The following is a 23,350-nucleotide window of genomic DNA, read 5'->3' on the forward strand; positions in this document are numbered from 1 at the left end:
CCGCCAGACGCCACGGCAATTCATTCAGCACCTGTTCCACGAGACGCACGTGCCGTACGCCGCCTGACGGCACCACGCACGACGTTGCGGCCTCGTCAGTAACCGAACAGCATTGGGCCAGGTCGGGACGATCTTGGCGCGCACGTTTCATGCACGCGGCGTCGAGGTCGTGGTATTGAGTCGGCAGCCGTACCGTGCCCCGTGGCGGACGGTGCGCTGGGACGCGCGGTCGCGCGGGGAGTGGGTACAGGAGCTCGAGGGGGCCGATGGACTGATCAACCTCGCGGGACGCAGCGTGAATTGTCGCTACACGCCGGCGAATCGAACGGCGATTTTGCCGTCGCGCGTCGAATCCACACGGGCACTGGGCGAGGCTATTACGATCTCGTCGCGCCCGCCGGCATTGTGGCTGCAATCGAGCACGGCCACGATCTACGCGCACCGCTACGACGCGCCGAACGACGAAGCGACGGGAATCGTTGGCGGCAGCGAAGCGGATGCGCCCGATGCGCCCGATGCGCCCGATGCGCCCGATGCGTGGCGCTTCAGCGTTGCCGTGGCCACCGCCTGGGAGCGCGCGGCAACGGCGTTCGCGCGGCCCGAGACGCGACTGGTGTTGCTGCGATCGAGCATGATCATGAGCCCCGATGCAGAGGGTGTGTTCGACACGCTGTTGGGCCTCGTGCGCGGGGGGCTCGGCGGCACCTCGGGCAACGGGCACCAGTTCCTGTCGTGGATTCACGACATCGACTTTGTGCGGGCGCTGGACTGGATCATCGCGCGCGAGCATCTGGCCGGCGCGATCAACCTGGCCTCCCCCGGGCCGCTGCCCAATGCGGCATTCATGCGCACCCTGCGCGAGGCCTGGGGCACGCGCGTGGGCTTGCCGGCCATGGCCTGGATGCTCGAGATCGGGGCCATCTTCCTGAAAACCGAGACCGAGCGGGTGCTCAAGAGCCGCCGAGTGGTACCCGGACGCCTGCTCGAGGACGGATTTGTCTTCCAATTTCCCCTGTGGGACGAGGCGGCGCGTGACTTGTGCACACGTTGGCGACATCGGGAGCTTGCGGTCGAGTACCTTTCATCGTGACTCAGATTCCGATTACACGACCGGTGAGCCTTGATGTGCAGCTCACCGTCCTTCACCCCGATAAGTCGCTCGCCGTTGGCGTGCCGCTCCGGGTGATTCTTGGAACGGCGGCCGACTGGCAGTCGCCGACGGCCGGTGAGGAGATGCTCACCGGCGCCGATGGTACCGTGCAACGTACGCTGCCGGTGGTGCTCGCCTCGCAGCGTCGCCAAGTGGCAACGAACTTCGTGGCGCGGCTGATGGCCTCGCGTGAAACCACGCGGCAAGTACAGGTGGGCGTCGTCATGGAGTACGCGGGGCGCGCTTGGTTGACGGCGATCACCGTGGATCGTCGCGCCAACGGGGCCAGCCTGCGCCTCGATCCGATGCGCGTGTACGGCCGCGCCTCCGATGGCCGTTTCACCGACGATGTGCCATTGAACGACGGCTCGTGGCACAAGCGGCTGCCTAGCGGCAAGATGGCCTCGCTGCCGGGATTCGTGGTCACGTCAGCCTCACTCGATCCGGAGTCGCCCGCTGCCGATAACGCGGCGTGGCGGTTGCGAGTAACATTGCAGCAGTGGGAGCCGCATGTGATGCCCGTGCTTTCTGGAGCGGGAGCCGGCGCCGCGCCCTGAATTGGCTCGGTGGCGTGACGCGCATGTTGCGCCGACGAATGTCGGCGCGCTAAGGTAGCCCACCGCGCGGCATTCCACGTTCGACTGTCCCACGTTCCGTCCAATGCCCAACCTTCGTTTCGTATGTGTCCGTGCCGTTGTGTTGCTGGTGGGCCTGACGACCCCCCTCGCGCGGGCATCCGCGCAGCGTGTCTTGCCTCCGCGATGGCGCGGTACGATCGAGTTGACCATTGGAGGCGCCGATGCCGACGACAATGCGAGCTTCGGTCGGATTTCCGGACTCGCGGTCGATGCCACGGGACGTGTGTTTGTGGCCGACGCGCAGGATCAACAGATTCGCGTGTTCTCGTCGACCGGGGCGTCGGTGGCACGTATCGGTCGTAATGGATCCGGCCCCTTGGAGTTCAAACGGCTTGCCACGATCGCGTTCGGCCCTGATCGACTCCTCTGGGCGCGCGATGAGGGCAACGCTCGCATGCTCGGCATCGATGTATCGGCGACGCCGGTACGCGGCGTGAAGAACGTGCCGCTGACCTCGTTCACCGGTGGAAGTCGCTTACCGATCACCTTCGACCCCAGCGGATTGATCATTGACGAGACGAGCTGGTTCGACCCATCGACCACCAGTTTCCGCCCGGTTCGCGTGGGTCGCAACGCGAGCGGTGCGATCACGCGCAGCGACACGTTGGATGTGCCACCGGGAGCATCTGCCGGCGTACACAAAGTCACGCGCGTCGAGAAGGATGCGAAGGGGAATCACGTCGGCACGTCGCAGCGATACTTCTGGCAGCCGTTCGGGCCGCAGTGGATTCGCCAGTACGGTCCGGGCGGCCTACGCGCCGATGTCGTGACGTCACGCTATGAGGTAAGGATCTTCGACGAACGGGGAACACGCCTCCGGACCCTGTTGCGCACGGTGCCCGCCGTACCCTTGTCGGCGAGGGAGCGCGTCAAGGCCGATAGCTCGATCTCGGAATTGCAGGTGGATCTGCCGTTTGGCGTGCCGTCGGCCAAGTCACCAATCGTTGGACTCACGTACGCAAAGGATGGACGTCTCTGGGTTGAGCGCGCCGTCGCCGATGGCCGTCCACGCGAAGCCGACGTATACGATTCAGCCGGCCGACTCATCGCCGTCGCGGAATGGCCACGAGCGATCGACATGTTCAACGGACATCCGTCTATCAGCGGCAACACGTTGACGACCGTCGCCACCGACACTGATGGCGTCGAGCGCGTCGTACGGCTTCGTTTTCGCTGAACGCCACAGGTCTCGCCGGGTCGCTCGCTTGCCAAGCCTACAACCGCCGGCAATACTCCGTGACTCGCTGCGCGCTGCCCCTCCGCGCTGGCCGAATTTCCCCGTTTGCCGAGCACACCGTGCCTCTCAAAGAATATCCGGACCATCATGATGCGGAACTCGTACTCAAGTTGTACGAGCTTCGTCGTGAAGACGTCATGCGCGAATCGCGTACGCAGGTCATCGCCAAGTTTCTGCCCACGAGCTTCGAGGACGTAATCGCGGTAACGAAGGGCGATCATCCGCTCAACGCGGCCTTCCGTCAGTGCACGTCGTACTGGGAGATGACGTACGCCATGGCGCGCCATGGCGTGATGCACGCCGACTTCATGCTCGAGAGCAACGGCGAAGGCCTGTTGATCTTCTCGCGCATCGAACCGTGGCTCGCGGAGTATCGCGCGCAGGTGAACCCGATCGCGTTCCGCAATGCCGAGTGGGTGTCGAAGGAAACGGAGATGGGTCGCCTGATTCTCGAGCGCTTCCGTAAGCGCATGCAGGCGCAGCTCGACGCTGCGAAGGCCGCGAAGGCGTCATGACGACGTCACCTATGTCACGTCGAACGTGATGTAGGTGTCCCACTCGTCGTGGATGCTTCGTGCTGGTGCGCGAGTGCCGCGGCGTGCACCGATCGTCGCGGCTACGCCAGAAAACGGCGGGCCAGCTGTTCGAGTCGGTCGTCGCCCTGCTGCTCCGCTTCGACACGCAATTCCTCGACGAACGGCATGAGCAGCGGCTCACCCCAGTAGTAACCGGTGGCACGTTCGGCGAGCTGGGTCTCGTTCACCCGAGCCGCCTCGAGCAATGCCCGAGCGCAGGCGCGATCGTAGCCGACGTCACTGCGCTCCGGCAGGTGGTAATTGCGGCGGGGCATTTCGCCTTCCGCATCATCTCGTAGAAACGCCCGCGACATACCTGCCTCATCCGCTCATCATGGTTCCGCCCGGGTGCATCCCGGGCGTGGTGCAAGATAGCCAACTGGGCGACCGCGTGCGCTTTACCGCTTCCGGCGCAGGTCGGTCACCACGATCAGGTGATCCGCGGTCATGGCCGATGTCTCCCGGGTGATACCAAGCGCGGCGGCGACCGCGGGCGTGAGATCGAGACTCGAGAAGGTGAATCCGCCGGTGCGCTCGAACACCGCGTCAGAATACAGCGTGAGATCCAGACGCCCGGGGAGAAACTGCCCGACCTTCGGATCGGTCCATGTCGCGAGCGAGCGCTCACTCAGCCGCCACGAATCGCTGAGCGTGAGGTCGGAGGCGTCCACATCGAGCCCCTGCTGCAGCGTGTAAACCGACTCGTGGGATCCGATCGCGTTGAAGTCACCGGCAATCACGAGTGCTCCCCGCGTGGCGCGCGACGCGAACTCGCGCTGAATGTGCGCGCGGATCGCACGGCTCTGCAGCACCCGCAGCTGATCCTGCGGGCTACGAAAGAAGCCGCCACTCTGCAAGTCGAGCGGCACGAACAGCGTTGCAATACCGTCGATTGTGATCCAGGCGCCAGTGCTCGACAATTGCGCCTGCGCTTCGATGTCGAACAGATGCTGGGCCGCGCTCGGTGCCGTGGCGCGAACGCTGTCGAGCACGCCGGCTGGATACTCCACGCGCACCATCGACGCCGCTTGACGGATATCACGATCGCGCGTGGCGACCACCGTGTGCTGTCGACCACCAGTGCGGGAATACACGAAGCGCCAGCGACCGAGTGCAGCCAGCTCGGGCCGTGCGAAGAAGTCGGTGAGCGTGGCGTTGGAGGTTTCCGCGTAGGCCTCGTCGAGCAAGATCACGTCGGGCTGCACCGCCGCCAACAGCTTGGCGTGATTGGCGGGCGACCGGAAGGACCCTTCGGAAACATTCCACTGCGCCACCCGCACGGAGCCCGTGGCTTTCGCCGGAATAGCCGACACGATGGTGGTAGTGACACTCGTGTCTCGGGCAGTGGCGAAGACATAGCGCGCGGTCGGCAGCGCGGCGACGGTGCCGCCCGGTGATTCGAAGACCAAGCGGGCACGGACCGTGGCCCCGAGCCGCGCGAAGCCATCGAGCGCGCCGCCACGGGCGATGCGGAGCTCGAAACGCGTCGCACTCCACGTGGGGAACGCCACCACGCCCAACTCGTACGCACTGCGATAGGCGCCGAGGCCCGATACTTCCACCGTGCGCAGCGCCGCGCCGACACCGACGCCGTCCCCCTGCGCCTTGTCCGCTCGCGACAGGTCGAGCGAAACGTCAACACCGGCCAGACCGGTCGCCGCGTCAAACACCATGCCGCCCGTGTGCGCGTTGTCGTCGGCATCGATCAAGACGTGCAGTGTACCGGGCATGGTGGAGTGGCTGACACTGTCGCGTACCGAGAACGACAGGTACCACCACTGCGGATCATCGGTCGCCCACGCCTGCTGAAGCGGGCCGGACGATGACGCCGCCTGTGACCACAACGGCACGGCGGTCCAATCGTCGAAGCGCCCGTCGAACTGTATCGGGACGCGTGTGGCGGTTGGGCGCGCGATGACACCCGTGCGCGCGCCGATGCCTGTATTGCAGGCGGCGAGGGCGCCGAGCGTACCGCCCAGTACCACGCGACGGCCGAGGCAGAGTGCAGACGACGAGGATCGGTGCATACAGGAAAGTTATCCAATGGCCGCGATGGCCGGCGCGGGGGTGCCCACCCAGATTCACCGGATGGCCCGCCCCCGACAGTCTCCCCCACCGATCAAGTCATTCCGCGAACGGCTCGGCGCACTCAGGCACGTCGGGCCGCTCTTCCTGCTCGTGTGGGGGACCAGCGCGCCGCTCACAATAGCGACCATCAGCATCCGGCTCATCCGCTCGCTACTGCCGGTGAGTACGCTCTACGTAGGCAAGCTGATCATCGACGAGGTGATCCACACGGCGGCGCTGCCCGGGCATCCCGACACGTGGAATGCGTGGGTGGCCAGCGGACTGCTGGATCGCACGATGCAGCTGATCCTGCTTGAATTCGCGCTGGCCATCGGCGCCGACGCCTTGTCGCGCGCGGGATCGTTGGTGGATCGCATTCTCGGGATCAAGTTCTCGATCAGCACGACCATCCGCCTCATGGAGCACTCCGCCACGCTCGATCTCGAACAGTTCGAGGACAGCGAAGTGCAAGATCGACTGGAGCGGGCGCGCACGCAGACGTTTCAGGGGCTGGGCGTGATGGGGCAGCTGTTCGGGCAGGTGCAGACGCTGATCACGATCATCAGCTTTGCGGCCGGCCTGGTGATGTACGCGCCGTGGCTGATCGTGCTGCTGCTGGTGGCACTCGTGCCGGCCTTTGTCGGTGAGGCGCACTTCAATGCCCTGGAGTACGCACTGCAATGGTCGCGCACGCAACAGCGCCGCGTGCTGGAGTATCTTCGGCAAACGGGTGCGAGTGTGGAGACCGCGAAGGAAGTGAAGATCTTCGGATTGAATCGCTTCCTGATCGGCCGCTTTCGCGACATCTCCCTCGATGTGTACCGGGCCAATCGTGCGCTCGCTATCAAGCGTGAGAGTTGGATGGGACTGCTCACTGCCATTGGTACCGCCGGCTACTACACGGCGTACGGTTACATCGCGTGGCGCACGCTGACGGGTCAGTTCAGCATAGGAGATCTGACGTTCCTCGCGGGATCGTTCCGTCGGCTGGGTGACTTGCTTGCGAGCTTGCTGGTGGGATTCTCGAGCACGGCCAGTCAGGCACTGTATCTCGACGATCTCTTCTCATTCTTCACGATTACGTCGCGTATTCGTTCGCCGGCCAATGCACGCGCGATGCCCACGCCTATCGCCATCGGCTTTGAATTTCAGGACGTGGGTTTCCAGTACCCCGGTACCGAGCGATGGGCGGTGCGTCACTTGTCGTTCACATTGCACGCTGGCGAAACACTGGCATTAGTGGGCGAGAACGGCGCCGGCAAGACAACCATCGTGAAGCTGCTAGCGCGCCTGTATGAACCCAGTGAAGGGCGCATTCTGTTGGACGGGCACGATCTGCGCGAGTACGACCTCACGGCGCTGCGGGCCAATGTGGGCGTAATCTTTCAGGACTTTGTGCGCTACAGCCTTACCGCCGGTGAGAACATCGCGGTGGGGCGGATCGACGAGCGCGACGACACAGCGCGCATTGTGCAATCGGCCGAGCAGAGCTTGGCGGCGGAGATGATTGCACGGCTGCCGGCGAAGTACGACCAGCCGATCGGCAAACGGTTCTCCACCGGTGTGGAGCTATCGGGCGGCGAGTGGCAAAAGCTGGCGATTGCCCGGGCGTACATGCGTGATGCACAGCTCCTGGTGCTGGACGAACCTACGGCGGCGCTCGATGCGCGGGCGGAGTTCGAAGTGTTTCAGCGCTTCAAGGCGTTGAGCGCCGGGCGCACCAGCATGCTGATTTCACATCGTTTCTCGAGCGTGCGCATGGCGGATCGGATTCTGGTGCTGAATGAGGGCGCGGTGGACTCGATGGGCACGCACGAAGAGTTGCTGGCGCGGAAGGGGCGCTACGCCGAGTTGTTTGAATTGCAGGCGCAGGGGTATCGGTAGTGCAGCGGACTACGGTCAGCGTAGCGCACGCTCTAACGCCGCGCTGTCCCAGCGCAGCCGAACGATGGCCGGGAACTCCTCGAGCGAGACGGCAATGAGATCGCTGGTGCGTCCGTTCAAAACATTCAACCCGATGGGTATGCGAATACTCGCCCGATATCGTCCCGAGGCGGCGTCGTAGACGTCGAGTGTGCGTCCATCGAACGCTTCTCCCGCCGGGATGATGAACAGATTTGCGCCGACAATCGCCACGTCGCGGATGGCGGGCTTGGTACCGGCAGGCATCCCCGCCACGACGAGTCCGTTGTCGCCGGCGAGGGGTACGCGCGGAGGGAGTGGTCGGGCGTCGAGGCCATCGGCACCGGAGTCGAAGCTCATGGATGAACGTAGCGGAAAGATTCGACTCGTCACCGTACTGACAGCCGCTACGCGCCCATTGGCCCCCGACGCCACGCGCAATTGTGTGGCGAGACCCGACGCGGAGTCGGGCCAACCGGTCCAGCGGATCGAGCGGATGGGCGTGAACGCGGAATCCAGTCGCGTGGCGGTGGGCCGCCCGTTCTGGCCTCCAAAGGCGATGAGCGTAGAGCCTGACCCACGCGCCAGTCGCTGCGGTATGTCCGCCGTTGTGACGAGACGGGTAAACCGGCCGTTGGCATCGACGCGGGTGAACCGTGCGGACGCGCCATCGACGACCGCGACGCCTCCGCCTTGGACGGCGAGGATGGATGTGGGATTCGCCCACTCGTTGGGACCCTGACCGCGCCGTCCGGCACGCCAGAGCAACTTTCCAGTCGTATCGATCGCGCTGAGACGACCGTCGCCATAGTCGTAGTAGTAAACACGACGGTCATCAGCTGCCAGCAACAGTGGGCGAGCGAGGGTGTCATCGCGCGCGCCATCGCGCAGCGTGTCTATGCGAACTGTCAGCGAGACATAGCGTCGCGACGGTAAAAGATGCACGTCGGTGACCGAGTGATCACTCCAAAACAACGACGCGAGCGCAACCGATACCGATAGGTACGACGCGAGCGCGGTCATCGCTATTCGACCCAATAGCTGTAGCAGTCAGCCTTGGACGCGGATGGGTCAGGGCCGCCACCCCAACCGGCAAGTAGGCACCCATCGTTGGACGGAGCGCATTTGATTGGTAACGCCGAGGTTGCCATCCTCGGCGTACCTGCCACAACAATTACTGCCATGATCACTCGTGAGAAGCCGAAGCGCATTTACCCTTCCGCTGCTACTGGTGAGATAACCTTTACGCATGATTACGATGCCGGCCCGACTTCGATTCGTCAAGCAAACCGAAGCATTTCGTGTTGGAGGTTACGCGCTATCGCTCCGCCAGCGCACGCCGTATCGCTGGTTCCAGCGACAGCGGCCCTATCGGCCCCATCACGCGATGTCGTACACGACCATCGCGTCCGATGAGGATCGATGTGGGATAGCCGCGCACACCGCCCAGCTCGGCGATCACGTCGGATCCTACGATGGCGATGGGATAGCTGATGCGGCGCTCGGAGATGAAATCGCGAACCGTTCGCGGATCGCCTTTATCGACCGAGGCACCAAGTATGAGGAGACCGGCCGCTTTGTGGCGGTTCCACGTGGCCTCCAGCAGTGGCATCTCCGCGCGGCATGGTATGCACCATGTGGCCCACACATTCACGAGCACCACGCGCCCGCGGAGTGACTGTGACGTGATCGTGGAGTCGGTGAGTGTGCGTACGGCGAAGGTCGGCGCGGTGCGATCGCGCGCGGTGACGTTCACGAGGGCACCCACGTGCGGCAGCAGGCGTGGTAGAGCCCAGATGCCGAGCGCGAGCGCGAGCCACGTTGTCCAATGGAACGCGGCGAGTCGCCGCTTGAGCCAGGTGCGAGGGGAGTCGAGAAGTTTCACCTCACGAACGTAATGGCCTGCGGACGCTTGGCGTGTATGACGGACGGAAGCTGAACTGATGACACCGTGAAAAAGAGAAAAGGAGGGAAAGAGAACGAGACAACTTGAGTAGCCTTCTTTTCTCTTATTCTCTGTTGCTCCGTGTGATCAGTTCCCGATCTTTTGGAATATTTCTGATGGTGGAAGGCGCACAGGAGAAATCCACCCCTACGCCGCGTGCGCCACCATCGGCTTCGTCTCCGCCAGCGACGCCAGCAACCGTCGCCGGTCCACCAGTGCACGTACGTGATCGCGCTGCAGCAGATACAGCCAGCCGCCGAACAACGCTGCGACCACGGTGAAGATCCAGAGCAACACACTCGCTCCCGTGTCCGGATACCACCCGCGCGCAAGTTCCAGTAGCAACGAAATCCCCCCGGCCCACAGTGCCACTCTCGGTGCCGCTGCTCGCAGTCCGCGCGCGTCGCGGCCGTGGAACTCGGCGATGACGTAGCCGACGAGCGTGAAGGCGGCGACGTGCTCAAGCAGTCGGTACACGACCGGCTGTGTGAGCTCCACCTGCGACGGCGCAAGCGCCACGGTCCACTGCCACACCGGCATCGCCGCATCCAGTGGCCAAAGCGACGAGAGCGCCAGATATGCCGCGAAGAGCGGTAGCACGAGCCGCAGCGTGGGTAGTTCAAAGCGGCGGTGCACATCGACGGCGCGGTCGCGAGTCGTCGCGATGCCGCGCAGGAGCGCGACTCCAATGGTCAGCGTGGCACCGGCGCAGATCAGGTCGATGTCGCCGCGCGCACCCGGGACCACGGCCACGATCACCCAGCCCAGCGCCATCGCGACCAGCCATCGCCGATCCTGATGTCGCTGGGGAGCGAGATAGGCGGCGTGCACGGTGCCCAGAATCGCGCCGGCAAAGGCGGCTACTGGTAACACGAAAATCCGGCGCACACCGCCTTCGCTGCCCAGTCCGATCAGCCAGCAGAGGGGAATGAGCTGATAGACCAGCCCCATGAGCGGCAGCTCGAGGGCCAGCGACTGCACGGCGGTGTCGTCTTCCACGCGCCGTGCCAGCCGGGCGAACGCCCACGCCCCGATCGCGGCGCCGGCCGTGTTAGTGGCCAGGTCCAACAGCGACGTAAACCGTGTGGGCGAGAAGAGCTGCAGCGTCTCGATACTGCCACTCAGAGCGGCGCCGAGCACCACGACCCGCGGCCAATCGGGCGGCGCTCCGCGGGGCCGCGTGAGCTGGTACACGAAGCCGAACGGCACGAACATCAACACGTTCATGGCCAGGTCTGACCAGTTCCATATGTTGGTCAGGCCGTGCGCCGGTGTCCACTGAAAGCGGAACGGCGCCATCGTGATGATCGACGTGATCAACGCGAGGTAGCCGAGCACCGCCCGTCCGAGGCGGAGGGCGGTAAAATCGGCGGTGCGCCGGAAGCGGAAGCGAGGTGAAAGCATGCTCCAGGGAGTATCGGCCGGTGATAACTTTTCATGGTCCTAATTCCACCCCTGCCAGGCGTTTTCCGATGCGTTTTCTGCTGCGTTATTCCGCCCTTCTGACTCCGCTCGCCTGCGGCGTCCTGTTCCAGACCGTGGTCGCTCCGTCGGTCGCACGCGCACAAGCGTCGCGAGCCGCTGCCGGACTCTCGGCGTTCGACTCGACCACCTTCACGGCGATCTCGTGGCGCAACATCGGCCCGTTTCGCGGGGGCCGCTCGGTGGCCGCCGTGGGAGTGCCGTCGCAGCCGCTCGTCTACTTCGCGGGCTACACCGGCGGTGGGTTGTGGCGCACTGACGACGCCGGCAACAGCTGGCGCAACATCTCCGACGGGTTCCTCAAGACGGGGTCGGTGGGTGCGATCGCGGTGGCACCCAGCGACGAGAACGTGATCTATGTGGGCATGGGTGAGCACGCGATCCGTGGTCAATCGTCGACGTACGGCGACGGCATGTACAAGAGCACGGATCAGGGCCGCACCTGGACGCATATCGGACTGACGTCCTCGCGACAGATCTCGGCCGTGCGCGTGCATCCCAGCAATCCCGACGTGGTGTACGTCGCGGTGCAGGGCGATCGCTGGAAGGGCACGAGTGACCGCGGCATTTACCGCACGACCGATGGTGGCAAGACGTGGACGCAGCTGCTGAAGGGCGACAACGCCTTCAGTGGCGCGAGCGACCTGTCGATGGATGCAACCAACCCGCGCATCCTGTACGCCGCGATGTGGGATCATCAGCGCACACCGTGGATGGTGCGCAGCGGTGGCGCGGGCAGCGGTATCTGGAAGTCGGTGGACGGCGGCGATACGTGGAAGCGCGCCCAGGAAGGACTGCCCAAGCTCGTGGGCAAGATCGGCGTGTCGGTGTCGCCGGCCAATCCTGATCGGGTGTTCGCAATTGTGGAAGCGGAGAACGGGGGACTGTTCCGCAGTGACGATGCCGGCAAGACATGGCGGCAGATGTCGGGCGACCGCCTGATTCAGACGCGCTCGTGGTACTACATGAACGTCACGGCCGATCCCAAGAACGCCGATGTGGTGTGGGTGATGAACGCGCCGGTGATGAAGTCGATCGATGGGGGTCGCACGTTTGCCAGTGTATCGGCCACGCATGGCGACAACCACCAGCTGTGGATCAATCCGACCAATCCGAATTACCTGATCAACGCCAACGATGGCGGCGCGTCGATTTCGCTGGATGGCGGCAAGAGCTGGAGTACGCAGGACAATCAGCCCACGTCGCAGTTCTATCATGTGGCGGTCGACGACGGTTTTCCGTACAAGCTGTACGGCGGTCAGCAGGACAACAGTTCGGTGATCATCCAGTCGAAGAGCGACGGTGGCAGCATCGGGATTCGCGAGTGGACCGAAGGGCCCGGCTGCGAGAGCGCCAACATGGGCGTGAGCGCGAAGAACCCGCGCTACATCTACGGCGGCTGCTATCAGGGTCTCATCGACGAGATGGATGCGACGAATGGATTGTCGCGCACGATCATGCCGTGGCCCGAGATGAATCTCACGGAGCCCACCGACAAGACGAAGTATCGCTTCAACTGGACGGCGCCGATCGAAGTGTCGATGCACGACGACAAGGTCGTGTACCATGGTGGCAACGTGCTGTTCAAGACGACCACGCGCGGACAAAGCTGGACGCCGATTTCTGGCGATCTCACGCGCAACGACAAAACGCGTCAGGGTTGGGGCGGTGGTCCGATCACCAACGAAGGCGCGGGCGGCGAAGTGTATGCCACGATCGTGGTGATCGAAGAGTCTCCGCACGATGCGAACACGATGTATGTGGGCACCGACGACGGCTTGATTCAGCGCACGCGCGACGGAAGCAAGACGTGGACGAACATCACGCCGGCGGCGTGGGGTGATGGGCTGGTGAACGAGATTGCGATCTCGCCGCACGATGCGGGCACGCTCTACGTGTCATTCCGCAGGGATCGCCTGGGCGACCCCACGCCGCACATCTTTGTATCGAAGGATTATGGCGCCACGTTCACGCGGATCGTGAAGGGGTTGCGCGACGATGAGCCGGTGCGTGTGGTGCGTGAGGACACCGAACGGAAGGGTCTGCTGTTTGCGGGTACGGAAACGGGCGTGTACGTGTCGTACGATGCCGGTGCGCAGTGGCTGCCATTCCGCGGCAACTTCCCCGTTGTGCCGGTCACGGACCTTCAGGTGAAGCACGGCGATCTGATCGCAGCCACCGAAGGTCGTGCATTCTGGATTCTCGACGACCTCTCGGTGCTGCGTCAGCGCGCGGATGCGATCGAGAAGGCGGCGATGCATTTGTACGCGCCGCGCGCCGCCGTGCTGGCCGGCGGCGGAGGTGGCTTCGGCACGCCGCGTAATGTGGGCAAGAATCCGCCGAACGGCGCCGTGGTGAGTTTCCGCGTGGGCGTGGTGCCCGATACGGCCGCCTCGTTGCTGCTCGAGTTCGTGGATGCGAAGAACACGGTCGTGCGCTCGTTCGCCACGAAGGGCGACTCGATCAACAAGTTCACCGTGAAGCCGGGGCTCAACACGTTCAACTGGAACCTGCGTCGTGCCGCCCCCGCGCGCCTCGCTGGCGTGTTGCTGTTCGGCGCACCGGGAGACGGTGGCGCGCGCGTGGTGCCGGGGCTGTACACGGTGCGGCTCACGATGGGCAGCACGGTGCTCACGCAGAAGCTGGAGGTGAAGCAGGATCCGCGGCTCGACGTGCCGGCGCGGGTGGTGGCCGAACGTGATTCGGTGGCGAATCTCCTGTCGAGCCGCATCAACGAGATTCACGAGGCGGTGTTGCGGGTGCGTGATTTGAAGACGCAGGTACAGGGCTACGTCACGCGCGCCAAGGAAACGAGCGCACCGGACACGATCGCCAAGGCCGGCCGCACACTCACCGACAAGCTGGGCAAGCTCGATCCGCGCATGACGACCAAGGCTGGCAACGGGCAGGACATTATCAACTACGCGAACGGCATCAACGGCCAATACGGCTTCTTGCTGGGTCAGGTGGAAGGCAACAGCGAACTCACGCAGCCGGTCAAGGATCGACTGGTGGAGCTCGAGAAGCTGTGGCAGGCGCTCAAGGCGGAAGTGGAGCAGGTGGAGACGGTGGACGTGAACGCCTTCAACGCCCTGTTGCAGAGGAGCAACGTGCCGGGCGTGATCGGCGCCGCGAAGAAGAAAGGACCGATTGCATGACTACAGTTTTGAGTGTTGGGTTTCGAGTGGTGGGTGTTACGGCGCTGGTGAGTGGGCTGGCGATGCCACTGTCTGCGCAGAAGGGGCGCGCTGTCGCGGCGCGGTATGTACCGCCGGCGGGGGCTTGGGAGCGTCGATCGCCGAGTGCGATGGGGATGGACTCGGTGAAGCTTGCCGGTGCGATTGCGTACGCGATTGAGAAAGAGAGCAAGACTCCGCGCGATCTCGAGCTCAATCACTACCAAACGTTTGGTCGCGAGCCCTTCGGGGCCGCGATCGGACCGTTGGCCCCGCGTGGTGGTGCCACCGGCGTGATTGTGCGCAAAGGCTATGTCGTGGCCACGTGGGGCGATCCCAACGCGGTCGAGATCGCGAACAGCGTGACCAAGAGTTTCTTGAGCACGGTGGTGGGCCTGGCGTTCGATGCGGGTCGTATTCGCAGTGTAGACGACACGGTGTCACAGGTGATGCCGCCCATTCTGCGTGCGTATCCGAACGGCACGGGACTCGGTGCCGACTGGCCAGGCGACGCGAAGTGGCTCCGTCCTTTCGACAGTCCGCACAACAGGCGTCTCACGTGGGATCACTTGCTGCGTCAGGTGAGTGACTGGGAAGGCACGTTGTGGGGCAAGCCGGAATGGGCCGATCGTCCGGCGCAGCCGGTGAATAGTTGGACCACGCGCCCGCGGGTGGAGCCGGGTTCGGCGTATGAGTACAACGACACCCGCGTGAATGTGCTGGCGTTGGCGGCGCTGCAGGTGTGGCGTGAGCCGCTGCCGGAAGTGCTGCGGACCAAGATCATGGAGCCGATCGGCGCGTCGAATACGTGGCGCTGGTACGGCTACGACAACTCGTGGATCGTGCTCGACGGCAAGATGGTGCAATCGGTGAGCGGTGGCGGCCACTGGGGTGGTGGCATGATGATCAACGCCTGGGACATGGCGCGCTTCGGCTTACTCACGCAGCGCCGTGGTGTGTGGGGCAGCAAGCAGCTGCTGTCCGAAGCGTGGGTCGCGAAGGCGCTCACGCCAACGCCGGCGCAACCGACGTATGGGTACATGAACTGGTTCGTGAACACCGACCGCAAGTATGTCCCGGCCGCGCCACCGCAAGCCTTCGTGCATGTAGGCGCCGGGAATAACATCATCTATGTGGATCCGGTGAATGATGTCGTCGCCGTGGTGCGCTGGATCGACACGAATGCGTCGGTGAATGGCTTCGTGGAGCGACTGCTGACTTCGCTCGCGCCGGCCAAGTAGGGCGACGATTGCGGCAACTCGATTCGATTAGATTTCATCGTATGCCTTCGGATCGAGTAGTCAGTCTCCGCGAGGAGCTCGCCAACGCCGTGACGCACGGCGTTGGCCTCGTGCTCAGTCTGATCGGGATGCCCATCCTGATTCTCGCCGCACTGAGCCGCGGCGAGCGCGTGACGGTAATCGGTGCCAGTGTCTTCGGCGCTACCCTGATCGCATTGTATGCGGCGAGTACGCTGTATCACGCGATCCCGCATCCCACGATCAAGCAGCGGTTGCGCGTGGTCGACCACGCCGCGATTTATCTGCTCATCGCCGGCACCTACACCCCGTTTACGCTTGGCGTACTGCGTGGCACGTGGGGCTGGACGCTGTTCGGCATCGTATGGACGCTGGCCGCGCTTGGTATACTGTTCAAGGTGCTCTTTGGCAGCGGCGCGATGGCGAAGTTGTCGACGGCGATCTATGTGGCGATGGGCTGGGTGATCATCATTGCGATCAAACCGCTGATGGCCTCGATGGATCACGCAGGGCTGATGCTCTTGATCGCTGGTGGTTTGTGCTATACTGGTGGCGTGATTTTCTACGTAGATCGTCGCCGGGCGTGGACCCACCCGGTGTGGCATCTGTTCGTGATGGGTGGCAGTATTTGCCACTACTTCGCCGTGCTCTGGTACGCTGCACCTGCGCGATAGGCGGATGTTTCCTCTCGCAGTTCTCGGTCCGGCCGCGCTGTTCTTCATCGCCGGCGGACTGCATTTCGTGATGCCTGGCTTTTTTGATCGCATCATGCCGCCGTGGATACCCAACGCGCGCCTCGCTACGTACGTGAGCGGAGCCTTCGAAATTGCTGGTGCGATCGGATTACTCATCCCCGCCACACGCGTCGCCGCCGCGTGGGGCCTGATCGCGCTGCTGGCCGCGGTGCTGCCGGCCAATATCCACATGCTGAATGAGGCTCGCGCCGCCAACGCGTCAGCTGGATATATCGCCGGACTGTGGGTCCGCTTACCGTTGCAGCCGCTGCTGATGTGGTGGGTGTGGCGGGTGGCGATTCGCCGCTGACCGTTCCATTGCTTGTGGTGCCGTTCGAACGTGCGGAAGAACCGCTAAACAATATGGATCACTCACGAAAAACGCGCCCGACCACACGATCGCCGTTGGGCACAGAAGTGAAAACCGTTGAGCGGTTCAATTGGCGGTCATTCGCGCCAATCCGCAGTCCAGCTGTTCCTGTATATCACACCACTCCACGCGGTGACAACGAGCAATTCAACAAAAGGCCTGACCGCTGATCGACACGGATTACTCACGGATAATACGCTCGACTACTCGATCGCCGGTGGGCAAATCCATTCAAGATGTTGAGCCGCTGAATCCGCGGCGGCGGGACTACGGCAAACGAACGAGCGCAACGGTTAATGACTGCGTCTGCACGGCTTCACACCGGCCCGTCGTCGGAACAACAACGTTAGGGTTCACAACATCAGCGTAGCCGGCAGCACGTACCGTCACCCGAAAAGTCCCTGCGCGACCCGTTCCAGTCGAAGAGATACGAAGCGGGTCAGCGCTCTCTTGCGAGGTGGACCCGACGCTGACCATGCCTTCTTCCAGCATAAGCGAGACGGTGGTGCTTGGTGGACGTCCAGTGAGCGCGTCCGTAATGGTCACGGTGACCGCAGACGCCGGAGAGCCGACACAGGTGTCATTAGCGGTCAAGATGCCACAGCCGAACGCGCTCAGTAGCACGCAATTCGATGAGATGGTGCGAACGCGCGCCAATACACGCGGCTGCGCGCGCACACTAACAAACGATTCAACCGGCATTGGAGTCTCCTTATGGAGGCGGAAGAGTAACGCGCAAGACGTGAGGCCGCTATCCACGTGACATCTCCTTGTGCCATGCGGTGAGGCGCTAAACCGCGATCACGTCACGGTCAGCAATCACGAACAGCGTATCCTGATCCGATCGCTCGTACATGCCGGTGCCGGTGAAGCTGGAGAAGGCAGGAAGCACGCCGACGCGGGGACCGAAGACAAACGCGGCGAGCCGAATGTGCTGTCGACCGCGGCCGTATACCGACACGCAGGGGTGCAGATGTCCGGCGAGCACGTAGCCGTTGGGGTGCTCCTCCGGTTCGTGTACGCCAATGAGCGAACCGATGGCGTAGGGTGCGTCAACACAGGCGATGCGAAGCGCCGCGGGCGGGTCGCCGGCGTGGGTATCGTGATTGCCACGTACGAGGGTGATGTCGACCGTTGCATGCGCCTCACGCCACGCCGTAATCGTAGCCAAGGTGTCGGCATGACGACCGGCGCGCGCGTGCAGCAGGTCGCCCAACACCACCAGTGATGTCGCGGCGGTCTCGTGCAACACTCGACTGAGCCGCGCCAGATCGCTGGCCGTGGTGCCACTGGGAACCGGCACAAACGCCGCCCGAAACGCGGCGGCCTTGCCCCAGTGCAGGTCGGCCACGACTACCATATCGCGCCCCGGAAGCCAGATCGCCCGGTCGGGCAAGAGCACCAGCTGTTCGCCCGCCACGGTGTGCGTGACAGCACCGGCCGGCATCGCGCCGGCTGTCACTTCACTACCTTTGTGGCGCGTCCATCGTGCGCACGAAACTCCATCGCCTTGCCCGAACGCGTAGACTTCTCGGCGGACACCGTCATGCGGCGTACCCGATCCGCCAACTTCTCCGACGACACACGGGAACGCGTGGAGTCCACCAGCAGCGGAAACGCCAGCGGCGTAGGTCGCTCCACGTCAATCACCCGCACTGTGCTGTCCGACAGACGAGCGAGCACACGACCGAGTCGGCTCGACTCAAGCTGCCGCTCCAGTACTTCACGGCGTGCCTGATGAATAAGCAAGTTGTCAGGATCATAGTTCACGAACACATCGTACAAGAGACTACTCGATGCTTGCATCTGCTTGACTGACTTGGATTGACCGGGATAGCCGGAGAAAATCAGTCCCGCCACGCGCGCGATCTCCCGAAACTGTCGCCGCGCCAGCTCGGCGGCGTTCAGACTCTGCGTAATGTCGTGCAGCAAGTGGTCGGTCGAGAGCAATCCCGACTCCAGTGCGTCCTCCAGCGGTGCCGGTTCGGCGGTGAGAAGTTCAAAGCCGTAGTCGTTGCAGGAAAACGAGAATGTTGTCGGCGCGAGTTGCGCCATGCGATAGGCGAAGAGGGCCGCCAAACCCTCGTGCACGAGACGTCCTTCAAACGGATACACAAACAGGTGAAAGCCGTCGCGTGTTTCGCAGCGCTCGATGAGAAGTTCGTCGGGACGAGGAATGATGCTGCGTTCCGCCTGCAGGGTGAGCACCGGCCTCACCGATTCCATCTCGTGGCCACTAAAAACGCCTTGGCGCGCCTCCTCGAGCTTGAGGCGTACGGCGTGCGAGAGTTCGGTGCTGAGCGGCATGCGCGCGCCCTGCCAGCGCGGAATAGCGCCCGAAATTCCCTTGGCTCGGCGCACCCACGCGGTGAGGTCGCGCAATCGCACAAACTCCAACGGCGTACCGGCGAAAATGAACTTGTCTCCGGGAGAGAGCCGCGAAACGAAGCTTTCTTCGACCGTACCCAGTCGGCCGCCTGTCAGATAGCGCACGGCGATGGCGGCGTCGCTGACGATGGTGCCGATATTCAGCACGTGTCGTAGCGCAACTCGACGGTCGGTGACCTCGTACCGCCCGTTCACGAGCTGCACTCGCGCGAACTCTGGATAGGCCTTCAGCGCATCGCCGCCGCGGGTCACGAAGTCGATAACCCAGTCGAGTTCCGACTCGGTGAGCAGTTGGTACGCGCGCGTGCTGCGCAACTCGACCAGCACGTCGTCGCGAGTAAAGCCGCCGCCGAGCGCCAGCGTGACCAGATGTTGCGCGAGCAGGTCGAGCGGTCGGTCGAGTGGATCACGACTCTCGATCGAGCCGGCAGCGATCGCATCTCGCGCGGCGGCGACTTCCACCAGTTCGAAGGCGTGCGTGGGCACGCAGAGAATGTGCGACACCCGACCCGGCGAATGGCCCGATCGACCGGCGCGTTGCATCAATCGCGCCACGCCTTTGGGGCTGCCGATCTGCATGACCAAGTCGACCGGGGAGAAGTCGACGCCGAGGTCGAGCGAGCTGGTGGCGACTACGACGCGATAGCGCCCTGTCTTGAGACCGTCCTCGACATCTTCGCGTTGGGCGCGCGAGAGCGAGCCATGATGGATTGCCGTGAACTCAAACCAGGCGGGGTTGGCGGCGATGATCGATTGAAACCAGATCTCGCACTGTGAGCGGGTGTTGGTGAACACGATCGCGCTTTGCGCGGCCTCCAGTCGCTCCATGACCTGCGGCAACAGTTTGGTGTTGAGATGGCCAGCCCACGGAAAGCGGTCCATCTCGCCGGGTGTCACCGCCTCGATGTGTGTGTTTTTTGGAACGACGCCGCGCACGAGGCGTCGCGGCCGCGACTGTCCGTTTGCGTCGTAGCCAAGGAGCGTGTCGGCGGCCGTGTCGAGATTGCCGAGCGTAGCCGATACGCCCCACGTGCGCAGTTGTGGGCAGATGCGTCGTAGGCGCGCGAGCGCAAGTTCCACCTGGGCACCGCGTTTGGTGGAGAGCAACTCGTGCCACTCGTCGACCACAACGCAGCGGACATCGGCGAAGATCGCTTCGTGATCCTTGCGGCAGAGCAGCAGCGAGAGTGACTCCGGCGTCGTGACCAGCGCCGACGGCAATCGCGTGCGCTGGCGGGCGCGCGTTGCGGCCGAGCTATCGCCGGTGCGCGACTCGATCGTCCAAGGTAATCCCAGTGCTTCGATGGGCTCGCGCAGCGCCTGTTCGGTGTCGGCCGCCAGCGCGCGCAGCGGTGTGATCCACAACACGCGTAACGGCGCAGCATCACTGCGCTTGCGCACCGATCGCGGGCGCACCGGCTCAGCGAGTGCTTCGAGCACGGGCCCCATCCACGCGGCGTACGTCTTACCCGTACCGGTGGCGGCGTGAATGAGCCCCGACTCCCCGCAAGCATACGCGCTCCATACCTCACGTTGGAACTCGAACGGGCTCCACCCACGCGAGGCGAACCACGCGTGTACACGCGACTGCGCGTCTGGCCATGCGTCCATCGTGGCGATCGCCGGTGTCACAGCAGCGCCTTCACCGTTTCCAGTGTATCGGCCTCGCTGACCGGCTTATCTTTGCGCCGGCGCACGATCCGGGGAAAGCGCACGGCAATGCCGCTCTTATGACGCGTGCTGCGCTGAATGCCTTCGAACGCGAGTTCAAAGACCAGTTCTGGCTTCACCGTGCGCACTGGTCCGAACTTCTCGACCGTGTTCCGACGAATGAACGCATCTACCTCGCGAATTTCGATATCAGTGAGCCCCGAGTACGCCTTGGCGAAGGGTACCAACGTGTCGCCATCCCAAATAGCAAAGGTGTAGTCGGTGTACAGCCCGGCGCGCCGGCCGTGCCCGGCTTGCGCGTATACCAGCACCGCGTCCACCGTGAGTGGATTCACCTTCCACTTCCACCAGTCGCCGACCTTCCGTCCCACACCATACGCCGACGAGCGGCGCTTGAGCATCAGCCCTTCGGCGTTCATGCTGCGCGACAGGTCCCGCGCGTCGTGCGCGGCTTGCCACGACGCAGTCTCGAGCACCGGCGACAACCCCATCGACGCCCCGCCAGGCAAGCGCGACACAATCGACGCGGCCAGCACTCGTCGCTCGTGCATGGGTTGCTCGCGCACATCGATGCCCTCGTATTCGAGGCAGTCGTATACGAGCAAATGACAAGGCACGTCGGCCACTAATTTCTTGCCGACGGTCTTCCGACCGATGCGTCGTTGCAGTTCACTGAAGGGAAGCGGTGTACCATCGCGCCACGCCAACAGCTCGCCATCGAGTACGGTGCCGTCGGGCAACCACTCCGCACTCGCCTCCACTTCGGGAAAGCGATCGGCCAGCAGCTCTTCACCGCGACTCCACAGGAATGTGCGTCCACGTCGTCGCACGAGCTGCGCGCGGATGCCGTCCCACTTCCACTCGAGCTGCCACTGATCGGGCGCGCCGAGTGACTCCAGCTCGGCCTCCAGTGGATAGGCGAGATAGAACGGATACGGGCGACTCCAATCGGCGTCCGTCGTTTCCGTGGCCACCAGCTGCGTATACCACGTCTCACTCGGCTCCCACTGGCCCATGAGTCGATGCGCGATCGATTCGACGCTGATGCCGGAGACCTGCGCCAGCGCACGCACCACGAGACCGTCGGAAACGCCCACGCGAAACGATCCGGTGAGCAGTTTGTTGAAAAGGAACCGCGAAGTCCCCGTGAGCTCTTGCCACGCGTGGCTGAGCGCATCACGCTGCGCGTTGGGCGCCATCCGTGCGAGTGGAAGCAGCCGCTCCGTCACCCACCACGCGAACGGGCGCTCGTTGCCTTCCTCGTCACTGTCGCTGGGGTCGCGTTCCGGAACCAACAGCGAGATCGTTTCGGCGAGGTCGCCCGCCTGAGCGTAACATTCTTCAAAGAGCCACGCGGGCACGTCAGCTGCGAGCGCGGCCCACGCGCGCAGATCAGGTGAGCGGACCAGTCGCTTCGGCCTACGCCCGACGAGGAACGAGACCGCCCATGCCGCATCGTGAGCGGGGGCTTCGTGAAAGTAGGTGACCAGTGCGGCGACCTTCTCACTGGTCGCCGTGGTGGCATCGATGGCGTCGTAGAGTGCAGCAAATCGATTCACGGCGTGACGGCCGGCGCCGGTTGGACCACCAGCGGTTCGATCGCGGCATCGTCGTGCTCACCTTCGTATCGAGTGGCGATGGCCTGCGCGTCGAGGCCGTGGTCAGTGAGCCATTTCACGACGGGGCCGGTAAATCCATGCGTCACCCACACGCGTTCGGCGCCGGTGGCCTCAACAGCGCTCAAGAGCTGCGGCCAATCCACGTGATCACTGAGTGTGAATCCCATGTCGACGCCACGTCGACGTCGCGCGCCACGCACCCGCATCCATCCACTCGCAAAGGCGGCGCGCGTGCTCCCGAATCGGCGGGCCCACGTCGATCCATCAGCGCTCGGTGGCGCGACCACGATCGCGCGCGACGTCGCCGCCGATTTAGTGGCCGTGAGCGCGTAGGTGGTGCTCGGCATCGCAATACCGCTGTCGCGATACACCTGTGTCATGCGCTCTACGGCACCATGCGTGAGGATCGGTCCGATGGTTGGATCGAGCCCGGCCAGCATGCGCTGTGCTTTCCCCAGCGCATAGCCATACAACAGCGACACGTGCCCGTCACCCGCGTTTTGCGCCCACCACGCGTTGATATCGGCGAACACGCGCTGTTGCGATGGCCATCGATAGATCGGTAGACCGAAAGTACTCTCGGTGATAAACGTGTGGCAGCGCACGGGCTCCCAGGCTGCGCACGTGGGATCGGGGTCGGTTTTGTAGTCGCCCGAGGCCACCCACACTTCGCCCTGGTGCTCGAGCCGGATCTGCGCCGATCCCAGAATGTGGCCAGCGGGATGCAAGGAGACCGTGACGCCGTTGATGTCCCGCGTCGCGCCGTAGGCGATCGATTCGAGGCCTGCTGCCCACGTGCCAAGTCGTTCGCGTGAGACGCCTTCGCCATCGCGCGCGACGAGGTAGCGCTCACATCCCCAGGTAAGGTGATCGCCGTGTGCATGCGTGATGAGCGCGCGCGGTACGGGGGCCCAAGGGTCGATATAGCAGTCGGCAGCGGCACAGTAGAGTCCGCGAGCGGTCTCCGTTATCAGGGACATGAGCTATTGAGTGTCCGACCACGCAGCGAGGTTCCCACCGCGGCATTCACTGCGGGCCCATCCGTGCGGTGTCCGAGTGATCGGTTGATGTGGTGTTCTGGCGGATAGGATCGTGCCGGTCGGCAGGCACCCGGGTTAGCGGACGGATCGAACACCG

Annotated in this window: 18 protein-coding genes; 9 read left to right on the forward strand and 9 right to left on the reverse strand. The window is 63.9% G+C overall.

Features of this window, described 5'->3' with window-relative positions:
- Positions 1 to 112 precede the first annotated feature (112 nt).
- The 4 genes from ACLL97_RS01040 (at position 113) to ACLL97_RS01055 (ending at position 3,540) form a co-directional block, all read left to right on the forward strand.
- Positions 113 to 1,090 (forward strand): epimerase, encoded by a 978-nt coding sequence (locus tag ACLL97_RS01040; RefSeq protein WP_411278617.1) that lies wholly within the window; start codon positions 113 to 115, stop codon positions 1,088 to 1,090.
- The gene (locus ACLL97_RS01045) at positions 1,087 to 1,707 is read left to right on the forward strand and encodes a hypothetical protein (RefSeq protein ID WP_411278618.1); all 621 of its coding nucleotides are present in this window, start codon (positions 1,087 to 1,089) and stop codon (positions 1,705 to 1,707) included. The genes ACLL97_RS01040 and ACLL97_RS01045 overlap by 4 nt, the downstream gene beginning before the upstream one ends.
- 103 nt (positions 1,708 to 1,810) lie before the next feature.
- A complete protein-coding gene (locus ACLL97_RS01050) occupies positions 1,811 to 2,965 on the forward strand; it encodes a 6-bladed beta-propeller (RefSeq protein ID WP_411278619.1) in 1,155 nt (384 codons plus the stop codon).
- A 119-nt stretch (positions 2,966 to 3,084) separates the two neighbouring features.
- Positions 3,085 to 3,540 carry a hypothetical protein gene (locus ACLL97_RS01055; RefSeq protein WP_411278620.1) on the forward strand — a complete coding sequence of 152 codons (456 nt, stop codon included), beginning with the start codon at positions 3,085 to 3,087 and terminating at the stop codon, positions 3,538 to 3,540.
- A gap of 101 nt (positions 3,541 to 3,641) precedes the next feature.
- Here the strand turns inward: ACLL97_RS01055 and ACLL97_RS01060 are convergent, their stop codons facing one another.
- Together ACLL97_RS01060 and ACLL97_RS01065 are read right to left on the reverse strand one after the other, a co-directional pair.
- Positions 3,642 to 3,875: a hypothetical protein gene (locus ACLL97_RS01060; RefSeq protein ID WP_411278621.1), complete on the reverse strand. Its 234-nt coding sequence runs from the start codon at positions 3,873 to 3,875 to the stop codon at positions 3,642 to 3,644.
- A gap of 123 nt (positions 3,876 to 3,998) precedes the next feature.
- Positions 3,999 to 5,627 carry an endonuclease/exonuclease/phosphatase family protein gene (locus ACLL97_RS01065; protein WP_411278622.1) on the reverse strand — a complete coding sequence of 543 codons (1,629 nt, stop codon included), beginning with the start codon at positions 5,625 to 5,627 and terminating at the stop codon, positions 3,999 to 4,001.
- 16 nt (positions 5,628 to 5,643) lie between these two features.
- Here ACLL97_RS01065 and ACLL97_RS01070 point away from each other — a divergent pair, with 16 nt between their 5' ends.
- Positions 5,644 to 7,551 (forward strand): ABC transporter ATP-binding protein, encoded by a 1,908-nt coding sequence (locus ACLL97_RS01070; protein WP_411278623.1) that lies wholly within the window; start codon positions 5,644 to 5,646, stop codon positions 7,549 to 7,551.
- A 15-nt stretch (positions 7,552 to 7,566) separates the two neighbouring features.
- Here the strand turns inward: ACLL97_RS01070 and ACLL97_RS01075 are convergent, their stop codons facing one another.
- From ACLL97_RS01075 to ACLL97_RS01085, 3 genes are all read right to left on the reverse strand, one after another.
- A complete protein-coding gene (locus ACLL97_RS01075) occupies positions 7,567 to 8,592 on the reverse strand; it encodes a hypothetical protein (protein WP_411278624.1) in 1,026 nt (341 codons plus the stop codon).
- A 295-nt stretch (positions 8,593 to 8,887) separates the two neighbouring features.
- On the reverse strand, positions 8,888 to 9,454 hold the full coding sequence (locus ACLL97_RS01080) for a TlpA family protein disulfide reductase (protein ID WP_411278625.1): 567 nt from the start codon (positions 9,452 to 9,454) through the stop codon (positions 8,888 to 8,890).
- 207 nt (positions 9,455 to 9,661) lie between these two features.
- Positions 9,662 to 10,918 (reverse strand): VanZ family protein, encoded by a 1,257-nt coding sequence (locus tag ACLL97_RS01085; protein ID WP_411278626.1) that lies wholly within the window; start codon positions 10,916 to 10,918, stop codon positions 9,662 to 9,664.
- 68 nt (positions 10,919 to 10,986) lie between these two features.
- Between ACLL97_RS01085 and ACLL97_RS01090 the strand changes: the two genes are divergently transcribed.
- The 4 genes from ACLL97_RS01090 to ACLL97_RS01105 are packed head-to-tail and all read left to right on the forward strand — an operon-like array spanning position 10,987 to position 16,475.
- The gene (locus ACLL97_RS01090; RefSeq protein WP_411278627.1) at positions 10,987 to 14,154 is read left to right on the forward strand and encodes a WD40/YVTN/BNR-like repeat-containing protein; all 3,168 of its coding nucleotides are present in this window, start codon (positions 10,987 to 10,989) and stop codon (positions 14,152 to 14,154) included.
- Positions 14,151 to 15,413: a serine hydrolase domain-containing protein gene (locus ACLL97_RS01095; RefSeq protein WP_411278628.1), complete on the forward strand. Its 1,263-nt coding sequence runs from the start codon at positions 14,151 to 14,153 to the stop codon at positions 15,411 to 15,413. The genes ACLL97_RS01090 and ACLL97_RS01095 overlap by 4 nt, the downstream gene beginning before the upstream one ends.
- Before the next feature lie 41 nt (positions 15,414 to 15,454).
- Positions 15,455 to 16,105: a PAQR family membrane homeostasis protein TrhA gene (gene trhA / locus ACLL97_RS01100; protein WP_411278629.1), complete on the forward strand. Its 651-nt coding sequence runs from the start codon at positions 15,455 to 15,457 to the stop codon at positions 16,103 to 16,105.
- 4 nt (positions 16,106 to 16,109) lie between these two features.
- A complete protein-coding gene (locus ACLL97_RS01105; RefSeq protein WP_411278630.1) occupies positions 16,110 to 16,475 on the forward strand; it encodes a hypothetical protein in 366 nt (121 codons plus the stop codon).
- Between the two features lie 850 nt (positions 16,476 to 17,325).
- Here ACLL97_RS01105 and pdeM read toward each other — a convergent pair.
- From pdeM to ACLL97_RS01125, 4 genes are read right to left on the reverse strand one after another with little or no spacing between them, the layout of a single operon-like run.
- Positions 17,326 to 17,997: a ligase-associated DNA damage response endonuclease PdeM gene (pdeM, locus tag ACLL97_RS01110; RefSeq protein WP_411278631.1), complete on the reverse strand. Its 672-nt coding sequence runs from the start codon at positions 17,995 to 17,997 to the stop codon at positions 17,326 to 17,328.
- Positions 17,994 to 20,555: a ligase-associated DNA damage response DEXH box helicase gene (locus ACLL97_RS01115; protein WP_411278632.1), complete on the reverse strand. Its 2,562-nt coding sequence runs from the start codon at positions 20,553 to 20,555 to the stop codon at positions 17,994 to 17,996. Before ACLL97_RS01115 ends, pdeM begins: the two co-directional genes overlap by 4 nt.
- Complete coding sequence (locus tag ACLL97_RS01120) at positions 20,552 to 22,153, reverse strand: ATP-dependent DNA ligase (RefSeq protein WP_411278633.1); 1,602 nt, start codon at positions 22,151 to 22,153, stop codon at positions 20,552 to 20,554. The genes ACLL97_RS01115 and ACLL97_RS01120 overlap by 4 nt, the downstream gene beginning before the upstream one ends.
- On the reverse strand, positions 22,150 to 23,193 hold the full coding sequence (locus ACLL97_RS01125) for a ligase-associated DNA damage response exonuclease (RefSeq protein ID WP_411278634.1): 1,044 nt from the start codon (positions 23,191 to 23,193) through the stop codon (positions 22,150 to 22,152). Before ACLL97_RS01125 ends, ACLL97_RS01120 begins: the two co-directional genes overlap by 4 nt.
- Positions 23,194 to 23,350 lie beyond the last annotated feature (157 nt).

It is taken from the genome of Gemmatimonas sp. (genome assembly GCF_046594945.1).
Classification (GTDB): Bacteria; Gemmatimonadota; Gemmatimonadetes; order Gemmatimonadales; family Gemmatimonadaceae; genus Gemmatimonas.

What these genes read in the sequence shown, in the direction of transcription:
- ACLL97_RS01050 (WP_411278619.1), top strand. Translation starts at nt 1,811, where the DNA reads ATGCCCAACCTTCGTTTCGTATGTGTCCGTGCCGTTGTGTTGCTGGTG.
- ACLL97_RS01060 (WP_411278621.1), bottom strand. Translation starts at nt 3,875, where the DNA reads ATGCCCCGCCGCAATTACCACCTGCCGGAGCGCAGTGACGTCGGCTAC.
- ACLL97_RS01065 (WP_411278622.1), bottom strand. Translation starts at nt 5,627, where the DNA reads ATGCACCGATCCTCGTCGTCTGCACTCTGCCTCGGCCGTCGCGTGGTA.
- ACLL97_RS01070 (WP_411278623.1), top strand. Translation starts at nt 5,644, where the DNA reads ATGGCCGCGATGGCCGGCGCGGGGGTGCCCACCCAGATTCACCGGATG.
- ACLL97_RS01075 (WP_411278624.1), bottom strand. Translation starts at nt 8,592, where the DNA reads ATGACCGCGCTCGCGTCGTACCTATCGGTATCGGTTGCGCTCGCGTCG.
- ACLL97_RS01085 (WP_411278626.1), bottom strand. Translation starts at nt 10,918, where the DNA reads ATGCTTTCACCTCGCTTCCGCTTCCGGCGCACCGCCGATTTTACCGCC.
- ACLL97_RS01090 (WP_411278627.1), top strand. Translation starts at nt 10,987, where the DNA reads ATGCGTTTTCTGCTGCGTTATTCCGCCCTTCTGACTCCGCTCGCCTGC.
- ACLL97_RS01095 (WP_411278628.1), top strand. Translation starts at nt 14,151, where the DNA reads ATGACTACAGTTTTGAGTGTTGGGTTTCGAGTGGTGGGTGTTACGGCG.
- trhA (WP_411278629.1), top strand. Translation starts at nt 15,455, where the DNA reads ATGCCTTCGGATCGAGTAGTCAGTCTCCGCGAGGAGCTCGCCAACGCC.
- ACLL97_RS01105 (WP_411278630.1), top strand. Translation starts at nt 16,110, where the DNA reads ATGTTTCCTCTCGCAGTTCTCGGTCCGGCCGCGCTGTTCTTCATCGCC.
- ACLL97_RS01125 (WP_411278634.1), bottom strand. Translation starts at nt 23,193, where the DNA reads ATGTCCCTGATAACGGAGACCGCTCGCGGACTCTACTGTGCCGCTGCC.